This window comes from Bradyrhizobium acaciae (assembly GCF_020889785.1).
Classification (GTDB): Bacteria; Pseudomonadota; Alphaproteobacteria; order Rhizobiales; family Xanthobacteraceae; genus Bradyrhizobium; species Bradyrhizobium acaciae.
Genome location: NZ_JACMYK010000061.1, coordinates 1 through 15525, shown reverse-complemented (window position 1 = coordinate 15525; position 15525 = coordinate 1). Strand labels below are relative to the sequence as shown.

15 protein-coding genes are annotated in these 15525 nt (G+C 64.5%); 5 read left to right on the top strand and 10 right to left on the bottom strand.

Going from position 1 to position 15525, the window contains the following annotated elements; translation table 11 throughout:
- Positions 1 to 27: 27 nt before the first annotated feature.
- Positions 28 to 585 (top strand): DUF308 domain-containing protein, encoded by a 558-nt coding sequence (locus tag H8A92_RS22375; RefSeq protein WP_229197758.1) that lies wholly within the window; start codon positions 28 to 30, stop codon positions 583 to 585.
- A 13-nt stretch (positions 586 to 598) separates the two neighbouring features.
- Here H8A92_RS22375 and H8A92_RS22370 read toward each other — a convergent pair whose 3' ends face one another.
- Both H8A92_RS22370 and H8A92_RS22365 read right to left on the bottom strand, forming a co-directional pair.
- Positions 599 to 1447 (bottom strand): alpha/beta hydrolase family protein, encoded by an 849-nt coding sequence (locus H8A92_RS22370; protein WP_229197756.1) that lies wholly within the window; start codon positions 1445 to 1447, stop codon positions 599 to 601.
- Between the two features lie 257 nt (positions 1448 to 1704).
- Positions 1705 to 2505: a L,D-transpeptidase gene (locus H8A92_RS22365; protein WP_229197754.1), complete on the bottom strand. Its 801-nt coding sequence runs from the start codon at positions 2503 to 2505 to the stop codon at positions 1705 to 1707.
- 348 nt (positions 2506 to 2853) lie between these two features.
- On the opposite strand from H8A92_RS22365, the gene H8A92_RS22360 reads away from it, so the two are divergent.
- Positions 2854 to 3123 (top strand): hypothetical protein, encoded by a 270-nt coding sequence (locus tag H8A92_RS22360; protein ID WP_229197782.1) that lies wholly within the window; start codon positions 2854 to 2856, stop codon positions 3121 to 3123.
- 59 nt (positions 3124 to 3182) lie between these two features.
- Here the strand turns inward: H8A92_RS22360 and H8A92_RS22355 are convergent, their stop codons facing one another.
- From H8A92_RS22355 to H8A92_RS22335, 5 genes are all read right to left on the bottom strand, one after another.
- The gene (locus H8A92_RS22355) at positions 3183 to 3944 is read right to left on the bottom strand and encodes an ABC transporter permease (protein ID WP_229197752.1); all 762 of its coding nucleotides are present in this window, start codon (positions 3942 to 3944) and stop codon (positions 3183 to 3185) included.
- A 159-nt stretch (positions 3945 to 4103) separates the two neighbouring features.
- Entirely contained in the window at positions 4104 to 5027 is a 924-nt protein-coding gene (locus H8A92_RS22350; protein WP_229197750.1) for an ABC transporter ATP-binding protein, read from the bottom strand.
- Positions 5028 to 5177: 150 nt separating this feature from the next.
- Positions 5178 to 5864 carry an OmpA family protein gene (locus tag H8A92_RS22345; RefSeq protein WP_229197748.1) on the bottom strand — a complete coding sequence of 229 codons (687 nt, stop codon included), beginning with the start codon at positions 5862 to 5864 and terminating at the stop codon, positions 5178 to 5180.
- Positions 5861 to 6274: a hypothetical protein gene (locus H8A92_RS22340; protein WP_338026595.1), complete on the bottom strand. Its 414-nt coding sequence runs from the start codon at positions 6272 to 6274 to the stop codon at positions 5861 to 5863. Before H8A92_RS22340 ends, H8A92_RS22345 begins: the two co-directional genes overlap by 4 nt.
- Before the next feature lie 63 nt (positions 6275 to 6337).
- Positions 6338 to 8872, bottom strand: coding sequence for an ATP-dependent helicase (locus tag H8A92_RS22335; RefSeq protein WP_229197745.1), 2535 nt, complete (start codon positions 8870 to 8872; stop codon positions 6338 to 6340).
- Positions 8873 to 9165: 293 nt separating this feature from the next.
- Between H8A92_RS22335 and H8A92_RS22330 the strand changes: the two genes are divergently transcribed.
- Complete coding sequence (locus tag H8A92_RS22330; protein ID WP_021077209.1) at positions 9166 to 9339, top strand: DUF1328 domain-containing protein; 174 nt, start codon at positions 9166 to 9168, stop codon at positions 9337 to 9339.
- A gap of 15 nt (positions 9340 to 9354) precedes the next feature.
- Here the strand turns inward: H8A92_RS22330 and H8A92_RS22325 are convergent, their stop codons facing one another.
- Complete coding sequence (locus H8A92_RS22325; protein ID WP_229197780.1) at positions 9355 to 9846, bottom strand: thioesterase family protein; 492 nt, start codon at positions 9844 to 9846, stop codon at positions 9355 to 9357.
- Positions 9847 to 9980: 134 nt separating this feature from the next.
- On the opposite strand from H8A92_RS22325, the gene H8A92_RS22320 reads away from it, so the two are divergent.
- Positions 9981 to 11405, top strand: coding sequence for an FAD-binding oxidoreductase (locus H8A92_RS22320; protein ID WP_229197744.1), 1425 nt, complete (start codon positions 9981 to 9983; stop codon positions 11403 to 11405).
- Positions 11406 to 11576: 171 nt separating this feature from the next.
- Entirely contained in the window at positions 11577 to 11996 is a 420-nt protein-coding gene (locus H8A92_RS22315; RefSeq protein ID WP_420831353.1) for a hypothetical protein, read from the top strand.
- A 318-nt stretch (positions 11997 to 12314) separates the two neighbouring features.
- Here H8A92_RS22315 and H8A92_RS22310 read toward each other — a convergent pair whose 3' ends face one another.
- Together H8A92_RS22310 and H8A92_RS22305 are read right to left on the bottom strand one after the other, a co-directional pair.
- The gene (locus H8A92_RS22310) at positions 12315 to 14003 is read right to left on the bottom strand and encodes a SulP family inorganic anion transporter (RefSeq protein WP_229197743.1); all 1689 of its coding nucleotides are present in this window, start codon (positions 14001 to 14003) and stop codon (positions 12315 to 12317) included.
- Positions 14004 to 14100: 97 nt separating this feature from the next.
- A complete protein-coding gene (locus tag H8A92_RS22305) occupies positions 14101 to 14832 on the bottom strand; it encodes a cytochrome c biogenesis CcdA family protein (protein WP_229197742.1) in 732 nt (243 codons plus the stop codon).
- Positions 14833 to 15525 lie beyond the last annotated feature (693 nt).

The window sequence follows — 15525 nt, the reverse complement described above, 5'->3', positions numbered from 1 at the left end:
TAGATAGATAAACACAGGAGCTCATCAATGCAAAGCCGACTTTCGGCCCAATCCAGCTGGCTGCAATCCTACTATTTCGGGCGCGCGATCTTCTCGATCGCCTGGGTTGCCGCCGCCGTCGTTTTCAGCGGGCAAATCGGTCCCGCAGCGTTCCTGCTCGTGATCTACCCGGCATGGGACGCCGTCGCCAATCTGGCTGACGCCCGGGTCAGCGGCGGGCTGAAGGCCAACCCGTCCCAGGCATTGAATGTCGTGGTCAGCGCGATAACGGCACTCGCCGTGATCGTGGCGATCAGCCACAGCAGCTTTGCCGTTCTCGGCGTGTTTGGGATTTGGGCGATCCTCGCGGGTGTATTGCAATCGTCCACCGGCGTCAGGCGCTGGCGCCTTGATGGCGCGCAATGGGCGATGATCCTGAGCGGCGCCCAGTCGGCACTCGCCGGCGGCTACATGATCAGCCGATCCGTCGGCACCGTCGCGCCGACGATTCTCGACGTCGCTCCCTATGCGGGCTTCGGCGCGTTCTATTTCCTGCTGTCAGCGATCTGGCTCTTTGCCACGGCCTATCGCAGCGCGCGTGCGTAACCGTCCGCGACGGCTATTTCTTCTCCGGCAGCGCTGCATTCGTTGCAGTGGGCGCCGACGCGGCAATCAGCGGCATCGTCGGCGTCGTCTCGCCGGCGTCCTCGTCGAGGAATTGCTCCACCCCCGCCTGGATCGATGATTTCGCGCTGTCCGGGCCGCGGTCGCTGAGGTCGTTGTGATGGAATTCGGTCCGGACCACCTTGATGCCGAGCTTGGCGCAGGTGTCGTCGTCGGGCACGACGCCCGGATCGGCCTTGAACACCGGGTCCTTGGAGCGGAACGACAGGATCTTGATCTTGCTGTCGGTGATGAAGGGCACGCGCAGATTGTCCAGCGTCACGACCTTCTTGACCAGGTCGGGATGCTGCTTGGCGAAGAACATCGAGATGTCGCCGCCGTTGGAGTGGCCGATCAAGGTCAGCTGGCGATAGTTGGCGTTCGGATAACGCTTCTTGAGCTCGTCGATCGCATACATGATGTTGAAGACGCCGCGATTGTACTGCATGCGGCGCCCGACATATTCCTCGCCGACCTTGGTCACCATCGGCGCATCGGTGTCGAGATCGCGCTGGATGCTGACCACGAGGTAGCCGCGCGATGCGAACAAATTGGTGAGGAACGAGTACTCCGTGTTCCTGACGGTGTTGCCGTGGCTCAGGATCGCGACCGGCAGCTCGATCATCTCCGCCATCGCCTGCATTTGCCGGTCGCGACGGACCGCGACCTCGACCGTGACGTTGCGGTCGTCGCGCAGCACGTCGTGGAACGTCATGGTCGTGTGACTGACGGCCCATCTGTCCGTGGTGAAGTAGCCGGCCATCGTCACGACGCACAGGCATAGGACAATGATGCCCCGTTTCATTTCGACCTCTGATCTTGCCCTAACTGACCCGCGCTTTGGCCCTGATCTCGTCGGGCATTCCGCGTGAATCGGCCTCCAGAGGCCAGGCGGGCGCTTTTGCCGCCGAATATCGGGCTAATTTTACAATCAGATGACGGCGTGACGACCAGCCACGGCGTGCGGCGGCACGGGCCCTTTGCGGCGGTCACAAGCGGGTGAGGGGCGTGTGAACTGACGGCGCACTGTCTGCGGCGCCGTCAGTGGATCAGGAGCGCGTCTCAGTCTTGGTAGCTGTTGCCGTAGAAGCCGCCGCGCTGCTGCTGCTGATAGTAAGGCCGCGGCTGATAGTAGCCCTGCGGTGCCGCCGCGTAGCCCTGGTTGCCGTAATATTGCTGCTGGCCGTAGGCCTGCGCGCCGTAGACGCGGCGGCTTGACGGGGGTGCGGGGTAGCGCTGGTCGGTCGAACTGCCGTCGGCCGGATAGATGTAGCCGTCGTCGGCCCGGGCCTGCGCAGGATATTCGCGCGGCTGCGGTGTCAGCACGACAGGGTCGCCGGCGGCAGCGGTGCCGTACTGCCCGTCATATTGCTGCGGCGCAGAGCGAGCGACAGCCGTGGCGTTGCGCCCGCGCGGATTGCGCGCCAGCGCGACCTGGGACGATCCGGTCAGCGTCACCGTGGTGTTGAGCACGCCTTCCTTCTGGACCAGCGCGTAGAGCGTCGTCGCGTTGTCGCGCGACAGCCGCACGCAACCATGCGAGGCCGGGGTACCCAAGCGATTCACCGAGTCGGTGCCGTGAATCGCGTGACCGATCTTGGTGAAGAAGATCGAATGCGGCATCGGCGCGTCGTCGAATTCCTTGGAGTAGTGATCCTCTTCCATGCGGAAGGCGCGGAAGCTGCCGTTGGGAGTCTCGCGCGAAGGGATGCCGGTCGAGACTGGCCAGTGATAGCGGGCGACGCCGTCGACCGCGACGGTCATCTGCTGGTTGTCCTTGTCGATGGTGATATCGACCTTGGCCTGCGCGGCGCCGGCCGTGAAAAGCATCACGGAAGTGAACGCAATGAGGAACGAACGCATTTTACCTTTGGCCTCCAGGCCTGATCGCAAAGCCGCGGCTCTCCGTCCCCGGCAACCAATATGCACGGAATCCGAATTTGGTTCCAGTGACGGACCCGGGGCATCGTTAATCCCGCGCACGGCGCAAACAAGGCCGAAGCCGGGCCGGCCCGTCACGGTGGGCTGACTTTTTCGCGAGCAGGGCGCGACCGCGTCGCCAATTGGTCATCGACAGGCAACCATTTGGCCGCATGGGCGTTTCACAAATCCCGCCCGGCGGCGCATTCGCGCCGCGCATCAAGGAACCTCAATGAACAACTACAAGGTCAAGACCGCGGCCATCGTCCCAGCCGGCCTCTCCGCGCGCTCCTGCTTGCGGCCGCAGCCCTCGCATTGACGCTGGTCGCAGTGCCCCATGCCGGCCAGGCCCAGGGCATCGTCCGCGGGGCCCACGAGGGCGCCTATGAGGGCAATCGGGTCGCCGGGCCGGTAGGCGGTGTGGTTGGCGGCGCCGTCGGCGCCGGTGTTGGTGGGGCCATGGGCGCGGTGAAGGGCGTGTTCGGCATCCCGGATCGCGGCTACCGCCGCGGCCACCGCTGCCGCGGCTATTACCGCCACGGCCATTTCCATTGCTACTGATCGGGATCGTCAGTCCGGGTTCGCGCTAAGGCGAGCCCCGGAATGACTTGCTTCGCAAGTCAGTTCTTGAGCCGGTAACCCGTTCTGAAAATCCAGGCCACGATCACCATGCAGGCGATCAGAAAGCCCGCAGTCATGCCGAGGCTGAGCCCGACGCTGACATCGGCGATCTCGTAGAAACTCCAGCGGAAGCCGGAGATCAGATAGACCACCGGATTGAACAGCGTGATGGTGCGCCAGCCCGACGGCAGCATGTTCACCGAATAGAAGCTGCCGCCGAGGAAGGTCAGCGGCGTCACCACCAGCATCGGAATCATCTGCAGCTTCTCGAATCCGTCGGCCCAGATGCCGATGATGAAACCGAACAGGCTGAAGGTGACGGCGGTCAGCACCAGGAAGGTCAGCATCCACACCGGATGCTGGATGTGCAGAGGCACAAAAAGTCCGGCGGTCGCCAGGATGATCAGGCCGAGGATGATCGACTTGGTGGCGGCCGCGCCGACATAGCCGATGACGATCTCGAAATAGGAGATCGGCGCCGACAGGATCTCGTAGATCGTGCCGGCGAATTTCGGGAAGTAGATGCCGAACGAGGCGTTGGAAATGCTCTGCGTCAGCACCGACAGCATCACGAGCCCGGGCACGATGAACGTGCCGTAGCTGACGCCCTCGACCTCGGTGATGCGCGAGCCGATCGCTGCGCCGAACACCACGAAATACAGCGATGTCGAGACCACGGGCGAGACGATGCTCTGCAGCAGCGTACGCCAGGTGCGCGCCATTTCGAACAGATAGATCGCCCGGATTGCGCGGTAGTTCATGGCGCCCTCACTAGCGCTCTGATTTCGAAGTTCGCATGCTTCTGCGGAGCCTCCGATGCGAACTTCGAAATCGAAGGAGCGCTAGAAAACTTATGATTCTGGTGCGGCATTAGAGTTTGAAGTTCCTATGAAGAGGGAGCGGCAAAACTGATAGGAACTTCAAACTTGCCGCACCAGGCTGACGAAAATATCTTCAAGCGAGGATTGCCTGGTATCGAGATCGGAGATCCGGACGCCGGCATTGCGCAGATCGTTGAGCAGGCTGGTGATGCCGGTGCGATCGCCCTTGGTGTCGTAGTCGTAGGTCACCGCGTGGCCGTCGTCGGAGAGTTCGAGATTGTAGGCGGCGAGCGCCAGCGGAACGGCGTCGAGCCTGCTCTGCAATTGCAGCGTCAATTGCTTCTTGCCGAGCTTCTGCATCAAGGTCGCCTTGTCCTCGATCAGGATGATCTCGCCCTTGTTGATGACGCCGATGCGGTCGGCCATCTCCTCGGCTTCCTCGATGTAGTGCGTGGTCAGGATGATGGTGACGCCAGAGGCCTGCAGCGTACGGACCACTTCCCACATGCCCTTGCGCAGTTCGACGTCGACGCCTGCGGTGGGCTCGTCGAGGAACAGGATTTGCGGTTCATGCGACAGCGCCTTGGCGATCATCACGCGGCGCTTCATGCCGCCGGACAGCGTGATGATCTTGTTGTCCTTCTTGTCCCACAGCGACAGGTCCTTCAGCACCTTCTCGATATGGGCGGGGTTCTTCGGCTTGCCGAACAGGCCGCGGCTGAAGCTGACGGTCGCCCACACCGACTCGAAGGCGTCGGTGTGCAGTTCCTGTGGAACCAGCCCGATCATCGACCGTGCCGCGCGATAATCCCTGATGATGTCGTGGCCGCCGATCGCAACGCGGCCCTCGCTCGGATTGGCAATGCCGCAGATGATGCTGATCAGCGTGGTCTTGCCGGCGCCGTTCGGCCCGAGCAGCGCGAAGATCTCGCCGCGATTGATGTCCAGATTGATGCCCTTCAGCGCCTTGAAGCCGGAGCCATAGGTCTTCGAAAGATTGGATACGGAAATGATCGGCGACATGGAGGATCGGAAGCGTGAGGAAAGGGCGCGCGCGGATTGGAGCCCGGGCGCGGCACGATGCGGGGTCAACCGCAGATAGGGACGCATAATCCGTTCTGCAATCACCCGCTGGGGCAGAAAATTCGTTCTGCGTGTGGCGGAAAGGCCGCGCTAATGCCTCTTCGCGGGTTTCGCCGGCTTCTTGGCGGCGGCCGCTGGCGCAGGATGCGCGGGCGGCGCGGTGTCGGCGAGCTTGCCGACCAGCATGATCTGCACCTGGTTGTTGACAGGTGCATTGGGCCGGGCGGGGTCGAGCAACTGTTCTTCGCCGAGACCGACCGATTGCAGGCGCTTCGGCGTAATCTTGAAGGTGTTGATCAGGATGTCGCGGATGGCGTCGGCCCGCCGCTGGCTCAGCAGCACGTTGTTCTCGCGCCGTCCGGTCGATTCGATGTGGCCGACGATCAGGAACGTGTACGGCAGCAGCGAGGACTGCGTCAGCGCATCGGCGATGCGCCCGACGGTCTGGTAGGAGTCCGGCAGCACGATCGGCGTGTCGACGTCGAACTGGATGTCGGCGTTGAACGTCGGCAGCTTGGTGAGGTCAGGGGCGATCGGCGGGCGCTTCGAGGGCGGCGGCTCGTTCTTCGAGCGTGACTTCGATCGTTCGGCCGCCTGCTGGCGCAGCGCGGGGACATCGATTTCGGTGTCTGTCTCGTAGTGATTCAGCTTGGCGATGACGTCGTCGCGCGTGATGGCGGTCTGCGCATGCGCGGTCGGCATCGCCAGCAAGGCCAGCGTGCCGAGCAGGCCCAAAAGACCAATGTCGCGCAGGCCTCGCGTCGACGGCCGCATCATTGATACCCCGCATCGTTGATCGCCTGGGCGCAATTGCGGCTGAGGCCCTTGGCGCTGACGAGGCAGGGGACCGACTTGCTGGTCTCCTTGGTCGAGCCGCCGCAGACCTTGACGATCTCGCGGGTGCAGGCGTTCGCCACGGTGACGCGCGCCGCGATCCGCTTCTGGATCGCGTCGAGGGTGGAGAAGTAGCTCTCCTTGCACTGCGGCGATATCACGTCGCGGTTGCGCGACAGGCATTCCTTGAGGCGGTTGGAGTCGAGATTGACGCCGCGGCAGTTTGCGGTGATGTCGGCGCCGCACGCCTTGGCGAGCTGCGCTGCCGAATCGCCAAAGCTCATTGTCTCCGCGACCGCAAGCGACGGCGCAGTGAGCGCAACGACAAAAAGGAAAAACCCGCCCCGGACCATGGGTGTATCTCAACCCATGAAATCAACTGGGGTCAAGAGCTACGAACAGAGAAGGCCTCTCTGTCACGCCCGTTCCACAAAGCTGTCGACCACCTTCTTCTCGCCGGCCTTTTCGAAGGCGATGGTCAGCTTGTTGCCGTCGATCTTCACCACATGGCCGTAGCCGAATTTCTGGTGAAACACCCGGTCGTCCAGCGAAAATTCCGACGTCGTGCCCGTGGACTTCGCCACCAGCTCGCCTTCGATGACCATGGGGCCGCGTTTGGTGCGGCCGAAGCTATCGGAAGAGGCATCGCTTCGCGAGCCTGTAAACGACGACTGCCGCTCCTCGAACCCGCCGCTGCGTCCCCCGCCGCCACGGTTGCGGTTGGCCTGGGCGCGCTGCCAGCCCGGGGTCGAATAGCTCGAGCCGAATGATTCGAGGTTGTCGAAGCGCGAGGCGCCATAGCCGCCGCTGCCGCCCCAGCCCGATCCGCCCTTGGACTCGGTGATCTCGACATTGTGCGCCGGCAGCTCGTCGAGGAAGCGCGAGGGGATCGTGGTCGACCAGGTGCCATGGATGCGGCGGTTGGTCGCGAAATAGATTTTTGCGCGGCGGCGTGCCCGCGTGAGCCCGACATGGGCGAGGCGGCGCTCCTCCTCGAGCCCGGCGCGGCCCTGTTCGTCGAGCGTGCGCTGGCTCGGGAACAGGCCTTCCTCCCAGCCCGGCAGGAACACATTGTCGAACTCCAGGCCCTTGGCCGAATGCAGCGTCATCAGCGACACCGCCTCGTCGCCGGCGTCGCCGTCGCGGTCCATCACCAGCGAGATATGTTCGAGAAACCCTTGCAGGTTCTCGAATTCCTCCATCGACCGCACCAGTTCCTTGAGGTTGTCGAGCCGGCCCGCGGCGTCGGCCGAGCGGTCCTTCTGCCACATCTCGGTATAGCCGCTCTCGTCGAGCACGATCTCGGCGAGCTCCGTGTGCGAGGTGACCTCGCGCTGGGCGCGCCAGCGGTCGAACTGCATCACGAGGTCGCGCAGGGAGCCGCGCGCCTTCGGCTTCAGCTCGTCGGTCTCGACCACGGCACGCGCCGCCTCGAACAGCGGAATGCGGCGCTTGCGGGCATGGTCGTGCAGCAGCTGCACGGTGGCGTCGCCGAGCCCCCGCTTGGGCACGTTGACGATGCGCTCGAAGGCGAGATCGTCGGCCGGCGAATTGATCGTGCGCAGATAGGCCAGCGCGTCGCGGATTTCGGCGCGCTCATAGAATCGGGGGCCGCCGATCACGCGATAGGGCAGGCCGAGCGTGACGAAGCGGTCTTCAAATTCGCGCATCTGGAACGAGGCGCGGACCAGGATGGCGACGTTGTTGAGATTCTCGCCCGATCGCTGCAGCTCCTCGAGCTCCTCGCCGATCCCGCGCGCTTCCTCTTCCGAATCCCAGGAGCCGGTGACGGTGACCTTCTCGCCGTCGACATCCTCTGTGCGCAGCGTCTTGCCGAGCCGGCCTTCGTTATGCGCGATCAGATGCGAGGCCGCGGCCAGGATGTGGCCGGTGGAGCGGTAATTGCGTTCGAGCCGGATCACCTTGGCGCCGGGAAAATCATGATCGAAGCGCAGGATGTTGTCGACCTCGGCGCCGCGCCAGCCATAGATCGACTGGTCGTCGTCGCCGACGCAGCAGATGTTTCGGGGAGGAGCGGAAGGCGGAGTCAGCGCCGGCTGGGCGGTAGCGTCTTCCTTCGCCGGTTCAGCGTCGGTCGCTCCGGGAATGATTGCCGAGATCGGAAGACCCGGCCGCGACGGCGCCTGCGACAGCAGGCGCAGCCACAGATACTGCGCGACGTTGGTGTCCTGATATTCGTCGACCAGGATGAACTTGAAGCGGTTCTGGTACTGCCGGAGAACATCGGGGTTCTCGCGGAACAGCCTGATGTTCTCGAGCAGCAGGTCGCCGAAATCGGCGGCGTTGAGGATCTTCAGCCGCTCCTGATAGGTCGCGTAGATCTTGCCGCCCTTGCCGTTGCCGAATGAAGCGGCCTCGCCCGCGGGCACCTGCGACGGCGACAGCCCGCGGTTCTTCCAGCTGTCGATCAGGCCGGCCAGCATCCGCGCCGGCCAGCGCTTGTCGTCGATGTTCTCGGCCTGCAGCAATTGCTTCAGAAGCCGCACCTGGTCGTCGACGTCGAGCACCGTGAAGTTGGATTTGAGCTGCACGAGCTCGGCATGGATGCGCAGGATGCGGCCGCCGATGGAGTGGAAGGTGCCGAGCCACGGCATGCCCTCGACCGCCTGGCCCAGCATCTGGCCGAGCCGCAGCTTCATCTCGCGCGCCGCCTTGTTGGTGAAGGTCACCGACAGGATCTCTTGCGGCCGCGCGCGGCCCTGACTCAGGATATGCGCGATGCGTGTGGTCAGCACACGCGTCTTGCCGGTGCCGGCGCCGGCGAGCACCAGCACGGGACCGTCGAGCGTCTCGACCGCCTCGCGCTGCTCCGGATTGAGGCCGTTGAGATATTGCGGACCTGCGGCTGCCCGCGCACGCGCGGCGATGCCGCCAGCCACCGGCTGGTGCTCGGGAACGCCGTGATGGGGCAATTTGCTCGGCTCGGTCATTGGCGAATCGTCTCGGCCCCACGATGGCACCGTGGGACGGTGAAGGGGAGCCTTCTTAACAGGGATTGAAGGCCATATAGGGCCTGACCGGCCGTTTTGACAGGTTTTATCGCGGTCGGCAGGAACGCTTTTGGCAGCAGCCTTGCAGTCGGCCTGGTTCCAAAACTCGACGGAAATTTCGCCGTTTCGGGCTCAGGAACCAGCGTTTCCCCGCCGGATTGTTTCGACAGGTGCGGCGTCGGGCAGCGGCCCGCGCAAGAAAGCAGACAGGGAAACAAAGCAGAGGTTTGATCATGCTGAGCTGGGTCGTCACATTCCTGGTCATCGCCCTGATTGCGGGCATTTTGGGCTTCGGCGGCATCGCCGGCGCCTCGATCGAAATCGCCAAGGCGATCTTCTTCATCGCCATCATCCTGTTCCTGGTGTCGGCGGTGGTCGGATTGGCGCGCGGCCGCACGAGAGTGTAGCGGACGTTCGTTCGGTCACGTCTTTGTTGAGGGCATCGCCACGTTGCGGCCGATGCCCTCGGGACGCGGCACCCCCGCATAGCTCGCCACGATCGTTTGCGCCCGGGCGCGGATATCAGGCGGAAATGGCGCCACCTTGCGCGCTTCCATGTCGATGTGCAGCGTGAGGTTTTCCGAGGTCGCCGACAGCCAGCCCTCGGTGGCGTGGCGCAGCTCCTCGAATGTGTGTAGCCGCTTCTCGTCGGCGCCGAGCAGGAAGACCGAGACCTGCACGGGATCGCCGAGATGAATTTCCCTCAGATAGCGGACATGGCACTCGGCGGTGAAGGTCGAGCAATGCCGCGCCTTCATGTAGGCCGGGCCGATGCCGAGCTGCAGCCACATCTCGTCGATGGCGCGGTCGAACATCACATTGTAGTAGGCCATGTTGAGATGGCCGTTGTAATCGATCCATTGCGGGTCGATCTGCATCACCGAAGATTTGAACGGGGCGGCCGGAATAGGCATCTCGCTGGCGGTCACTGAAGTCATCTCCCATGCCGGTCTGTTGGCGCTTGAGCATGAACTTTTTTCAAGTCAGGCTCTCTTGACCCCTTATACAAGCTTTGCCACGGTCGGCTAAAGCCGGGAGGAAATTTGACGTGGCGACAACGATTTCGAGCAATGTGACGCGACCTGAGCCGCAGGCCCTGAAGCGCGCGATCGACGCGCTGGCGGCGCGGTTCGGCAACCGGCTCGTCACGTCGCAGGCGGTGCGCGAACAGCACGCCCATACCACCACGTGGCTGCCGACCCAGCCGCCGGACGCGGTGGTGATGGCGCAGGAAACCGCCGACATCCAGGACGTGGTGCGGATTTGCTCGGCCAATCGCGTGCCGGTCATCGCGTTCGGTACCGGAACCTCGCTCGAGGGCCAGGTCAACGCGCCCGCGGGCGGTGTCTGCATCGATCTGCGCGACATGAACAAGGTGCTCGAGGTGCATGCCGAGGACCTCGACTGTGTGATCCAGCCCGGCGTGACGCGGAAGGCGCTGAACGAGCATCTGCGCGACCAGGGCCTGTTCTTCCCGATCGATCCCGGCGCCGACGCCTCGCTCGGCGGCATGACCTCGACCCGCGCCTCCGGCACCAACGCGGTGCGCTACGGCACCATGCGCGAGAACGTGCTGGCGCTGAAGGTGGTGCGCGGCGACGGCGAGATCATCACGACCGGCACGCGCGCCAAGAAGTCGTCGGCCGGCTACGACCTGACGCATCTGTTCGTCGGCGCCGAGGGTACGCTCGGCATCATCTCCGAACTGACCATCCGCCTGCGCGGCATCCCGGACACGATCGCGGCCGCCGCCTGTTCGTTCGAGACGGTGGCTGGCGCCTGTCAGGCCACCATCCTCGCGATCCAGACCGGCATTCCGGTCGCCCGGATCGAGCTGCTCAATGCCGCGCAGGTGAAAGCCTGCAACAGCTACTCGAAACTGTCGCTGCCGGAGACGCCGCTGCTGCTGCTGGAATTCCACGGCAGCGAGGTCGAGGTCGCCGAGCAGTCGAAGAACTTCCGCGATATCGCCGCCGAATGCGGCGGCGGCGACTTCACCTGGACCACCAAGCCGGAAGACCGGACCAAGCTGTGGCAGGCCCGGCATGACGCCTACTGGTCGGTCAAGGCGCTGCGTCCCGGCGACAGCATCGGCGTCGTTGCAACCGACGTCTGCGTGCCGATCTCGCGGCTTGCCGACTGCGTCACCGAGACCGAGGACGACCTGAAGCGGCTCAATCTGCTGTCACCGATCGTCGGCCATGTCGGCGACGGCAATTTCCACTGTTCGCTGCTGTGCGACGTCAACAACGAGGACGAGATGGCGCGCGGCGAGGAGTTCATGCACCGCCTGGTCGAGCGCGCGCAATCGATGGACGGTACCTGCACCGGCGAGCACGGCATCGGCCAGGGCAAGCAGAAATATCTGAAGGCCGAGCTCGGCCCGGAGGCGCTCGACGCGATGCGGGCGCTGAAGCTCGCGCTCGATCCGCAGAACATCTTCAACCCCGGAAAGATCGTTCCTGCGGCCTGAGCGCGCAGCACTTTCCTGCGCGGCGTGTGTGACGCAGTGTGACCGCGGCTCCTCGCTCCGGGCGCACATTGCGCGTGGAGCAGCCGGTTTGGTGTGACCTCAACGCCATAGTTCGCCGCTTGATCGGCGTCGCACAGACTCTGCCGTTCACAGGTTGCACCATAGACAGCTATGCTTGCCCCGCTTTTGGGTACGGCGATGTGGTTGTTCAACAAGGCCAAGCGCAAGGACATCTGGGACGATCCCACTGAGCAGCCGCTCGGCGACATCGAGGCTGCGCACAGGATTCGTGCGATCTGCCGCGATGCGGCCGGCTGTGCCGAGGCGATCAGCTCACCCGACAAGCGTTCGCCGAAGCAGCAACAGATCGAGCGCGATCGCTACGAGCGTGCCGCCAAGGCCGCGATGGAGACCGCGATGAAGATATCCGACCAGCTGGTGCGGGATTCCGCGGTGCGCGAGATCGTCGGCCTCTGCATGAAGGCCAACAACATCAAGACGGGGCGGGCGCTGTTCCGTGCCATCCACGCGGGCTCGATCAAGGCCGAGCTGCTGAGGGAGTATCCGACGCTGGAGGGTGAGCAGGCTTGAGTCGGTTGACCCGGCGCGCCTCGCCCGCTTGCGGGGAGGCGCGTTGCCAAAATATCGAAAACAACCCCATGCAAAGGAGCCGGCGGTGGCCGGCGTTCGACCAGGCTACTTGACACGTCGGGCAACTCACGGATATTTTTCCAGTATTCCGAAATCACGCAGATGCGCGCTCGTCCCAGTCCCCGTCGGCCGGATGGAGCCAACGGGTCGCGCGAACGCGCGCCCGATGACAGGCTCCGCGAAGTCCGGGGTGTTCATCGGCGTGCGAGAGGATCCCGGATTGCGCTGCGCTTCATCCGGGCCACGACTTCATCAAATCTAGCTCTGCCCGCCGAGCGTGCGGACCGCCTCGTCGACGCTGTGGAAGACGCGGTCCCGCTGCAGCACATCGTAGAGATCGAAGCGCTCGAACGCGTCCTGCGCGCGGGCGGATTCGAGCCGCGCCACCGCCACCGTCACGCCGTCATCGCGGCACTCGCGAAACAGGTCGCGCAGCGTCTGCGCCGCCGTGAAATCGATCTCCACCATGCCGCTAGCCTCGATCACCAGTAGCCGCGGCTTGGAGGTCGCCCCGCCGATGGTCTTGAGCACGCCGCTGTGAAAACCTTCCGCGTTGAGGAATGACAATGGCGCCTGCAGGCCGACGACGGCAATGCCGGGCTTGCGTTCGCCGGTGACGTGCGGACCCGTCGGCCACCAGATCGTGGTGCCGGGCACGTGGACGAATTCCACCAGCCGGCCCTGCGTCGTGGTCCAGATGCCGTGCAGCAGCGACAGGGCGATGCCGACGGCGACGCCTTGCTCGATCGGCAGCACGATGATCGCGGCTGCCGTCGCCACCACCAGCAGGAATTCATAGAACGACTGGCGGAAGATCGTGACGATCTGCTTGACGCGGATGATGCGCAGCGCCACGAACAGCAGGACGCCGCCGAGTGCTGCATCAGGCACGTGCTGCAGCAGTGTCGCGCCGAAGGCGAGCAGTGCGAGCACGATGGCCGCGGCAAACAGCCCCGAGAGCTGCGTTTGTCCGCCGGTCTCCGAGACGATGCCGGTCCGTGGCGGACTGGCGTTGACGGGAAAGGCGCCGAACAGCCCCGACAGAACGCTGCCGGCGCCGGCGCCGAGAAAGTCGCGATCGACGTCGGCCGGCTTGTTCGGATCTGACAGGAACGAACGCGTCGTTGCCGCGGTCTGCACCATGACGACGACGGCAATCAGGATTGCCAGCGACAGCAGCTTCACCCATCGCTCCGGCGCGATGTCGGGAAAAGAGGGCGTCGGCAGCGTGCCGGGCACCGTGCCGACCACCTTGACGCCCTGGGTTTCGAGATGGCCGGCGATCACCGCGATGGTGGCTGCGACAAGGCCGATCAGGGCACCCGGAATCCGCGCGCTGATCTTTTCCGATCCGGCGACCAGCGCCAGCACGCCGAGGCCGATCCCCAGCGTGTAGAGATTGGTCTGGCCGATCTTCCCGGTGAGCACCCCGAGCTTGTAGAGCGTCGGCCCGTCCGGCGTGGTCAGGCCGAGCACGCCGGGCAGTTGCGAGACCAGGATGTGGACCGAGATGCCGGCGAGGAAGCCGACCGTTACCGGTGTCGACAGCAGATTGGCGATCCAGCCGAGCTTGAACAGGCCGCCGGCGATCATGATGACGCCGACCATCAGCGCCAGCGCCATCGCGAACGCCTGATACTCGGGCGAGCCTGCCGTCGCCGTCAGCGCCAGTCCGCCCGCGAAGATCGGCGTGATCGTGGAGTCGGCGCCGCAGGACAGGAAGCGATTGGCGCCGAACATCGCAAAGCCGAGCGAGCCGGCCATGAAGGCGAAGAAGCCGATCTGCGGCGAGAAGCCGCCAAGCCGCGCGGTCGCCATCTGCTCCGGGATTGCGATCGCGGCAAGTGTCAATCCGGCGATCAGGTCACCCGGCAGGTCGCTCGGCCGGAACGCCCTGAGCGAACGGAAGATCGGCCAGTTGGCGGGTGTCGGATGAACTTCGGCCATCGGTCTCGACTCACCTGGCGGTTGCGATGCTTGCAGAAATAGTCCGCTATCGCTTGGCCAAAAGCCAGCGGACACGCCCCTGTGCAGGTGCGAAGGCCTAGCCGATATTCTGCAGCGCCGGGAAGGTCTCCAGCAGCCAGACGCTGACGCCGGAGACCGCGCCGGTCAGGAAGCCGATGCCGGTGACCACCATCAGCACGCCCATCACGCGCTCGACGGTGTCGAGATGACGCTTCATCCGTGCGAACAGCGAGGAGAACTGCTCGACCAGGAAGGCTGCGAGCAGGAACGGGATGCCGAGCCCGGCGGAATAGACTGCGAGCAGGCCGGCGCCCTTTGTCACCGTGGCCTCCGCGGCCGCGATCGAGAGGATCGCGGCGAGGATCGGCCCGATGCACGGCGTCCAGCCGAAAGCGAACGCAAGGCCCATGACGTAGGCGCCCCACAACCCGACCGGCTTGGGCGCGGTCAGTCGCCCCTCGCGCATCAGAAGGCCGATCCGCGTGATGCCGAGGAAATGCAGGCCCATGATGATGATGACGATGCCGGCCAGGATCGAGAACTCGGCCGACCAGGCGCGCACCAACCCGCCGACGATGGACGCACTGGCGCCGAGTGCGACGAACACGGTGGAGAAGCCGAGCACGAACATGAGCGCCGCCATCATCACCGCGCGCTTGGAGGCGGCGGTGTCGCCGTCCTGGTTGACCTGCTCGATGGTCGCGCCGGTCAAATAGATCAGGTAGGGCGGCACCAGCGGCAGCACGCAAGGTGACAGGAAGCTGACCAGGCCCGCGATCAGGGCCGCCGGAATCGAGACGTCGTGCATCAAAGAACCTTCGCGGAATTACCGTGCTGTCTTGGCGTCTACGCAGCCAACAATCCAGAAGTTTCGTCAGCCCGGTCTTCAACTATGGTCACAGGCCCGTGTGCGGGGGCGGGCGCTGCGGGTTGCAAGGAACGACGGTGAGGTGAGCAGGCCGCTGAGGCTCCCTCCCCCCTTGCGGGGGAGGGCAGGGGAGAGGGGTGGCCCCGGGCGAGGTGATCGATGAGTGTATCGCCAGCGCAAATTGTTCGCTTGTCGTCGTGTCGAATACGGAAAGCGCACGTCGTGTGGCACCCCTCTCCCTAACCCTCCCCCGCAAGGGGGGAGGGAACCCTGCCGCTGGTGGTTGCCTCACACGGATCATTGAGTTGCCCGACGGGCAATTCAGCAAAAAAGCGCCAAGCCTCCGCAGCTCGCGCCATGCCGAACCCTATCCGAAGGTCGAATACGATACCGGAGAGATCGTTCGCACCGTCACGGGTGATGACACCGCGTGTTTGAGACGTTGGATCGAAAACCATCCTCGCGGTCGTCCCGGCTTTCGCCGGGACGACGACGGCGAGAGAGTTGCCCGCTCGTTACCGCTTGCGCGCGTCTCGTGGCGACGGCGTCTCGAACTCCCGGCCGCGAATCCGCACCAGATCGTCGGCGGAATGCGCCAACAGCACCACCGTGGCCGCGCGCGCGGCCTCTGCG

Excerpts from the sequence above, each read along its gene's own strand:
- H8A92_RS22365 (WP_229197754.1), bottom strand. The coding sequence starts at position 2,505 with ATGCGTTCGTTCCTCATTGCGTTCACTTCCGTGATGCTTTTCACGGCC.
- H8A92_RS22370 (WP_229197756.1), bottom strand. The coding sequence starts at position 1,447 with ATGAAACGGGGCATCATTGTCCTATGCCTGTGCGTCGTGACGATGGCC.
- H8A92_RS22355 (WP_229197752.1), bottom strand. The coding sequence starts at position 3,944 with ATGAACTACCGCGCAATCCGGGCGATCTATCTGTTCGAAATGGCGCGC.
- H8A92_RS22330 (WP_021077209.1), top strand. The coding sequence starts at position 9,166 with ATGCTGAGCTGGGTCGTCACATTCCTGGTCATCGCCCTGATTGCGGGC.
- H8A92_RS22340 (WP_338026595.1), bottom strand. The coding sequence starts at position 6,274 with ATGGTCCGGGGCGGGTTTTTCCTTTTTGTCGTTGCGCTCACTGCGCCG.
- H8A92_RS22375 (WP_229197758.1), top strand. The coding sequence starts at position 28 with ATGCAAAGCCGACTTTCGGCCCAATCCAGCTGGCTGCAATCCTACTAT.
- H8A92_RS22350 (WP_229197750.1), bottom strand. The coding sequence starts at position 5,027 with ATGTCGCCGATCATTTCCGTATCCAATCTTTCGAAGACCTATGGCTCC.
- H8A92_RS22310 (WP_229197743.1), bottom strand. The coding sequence starts at position 14,003 with ATGGCCGAAGTTCATCCGACACCCGCCAACTGGCCGATCTTCCGTTCG.
- H8A92_RS22335 (WP_229197745.1), bottom strand. The coding sequence starts at position 8,872 with ATGACCGAGCCGAGCAAATTGCCCCATCACGGCGTTCCCGAGCACCAG.
- H8A92_RS22315 (WP_420831353.1), top strand. The coding sequence starts at position 11,577 with ATGCTTGCCCCGCTTTTGGGTACGGCGATGTGGTTGTTCAACAAGGCC.
- H8A92_RS22325 (WP_229197780.1), bottom strand. The coding sequence starts at position 9,846 with ATGCCTATTCCGGCCGCCCCGTTCAAATCTTCGGTGATGCAGATCGAC.
- H8A92_RS22345 (WP_229197748.1), bottom strand. The coding sequence starts at position 5,864 with ATGATGCGGCCGTCGACGCGAGGCCTGCGCGACATTGGTCTTTTGGGC.
- H8A92_RS22305 (WP_229197742.1), bottom strand. The coding sequence starts at position 14,832 with ATGCACGACGTCTCGATTCCGGCGGCCCTGATCGCGGGCCTGGTCAGC.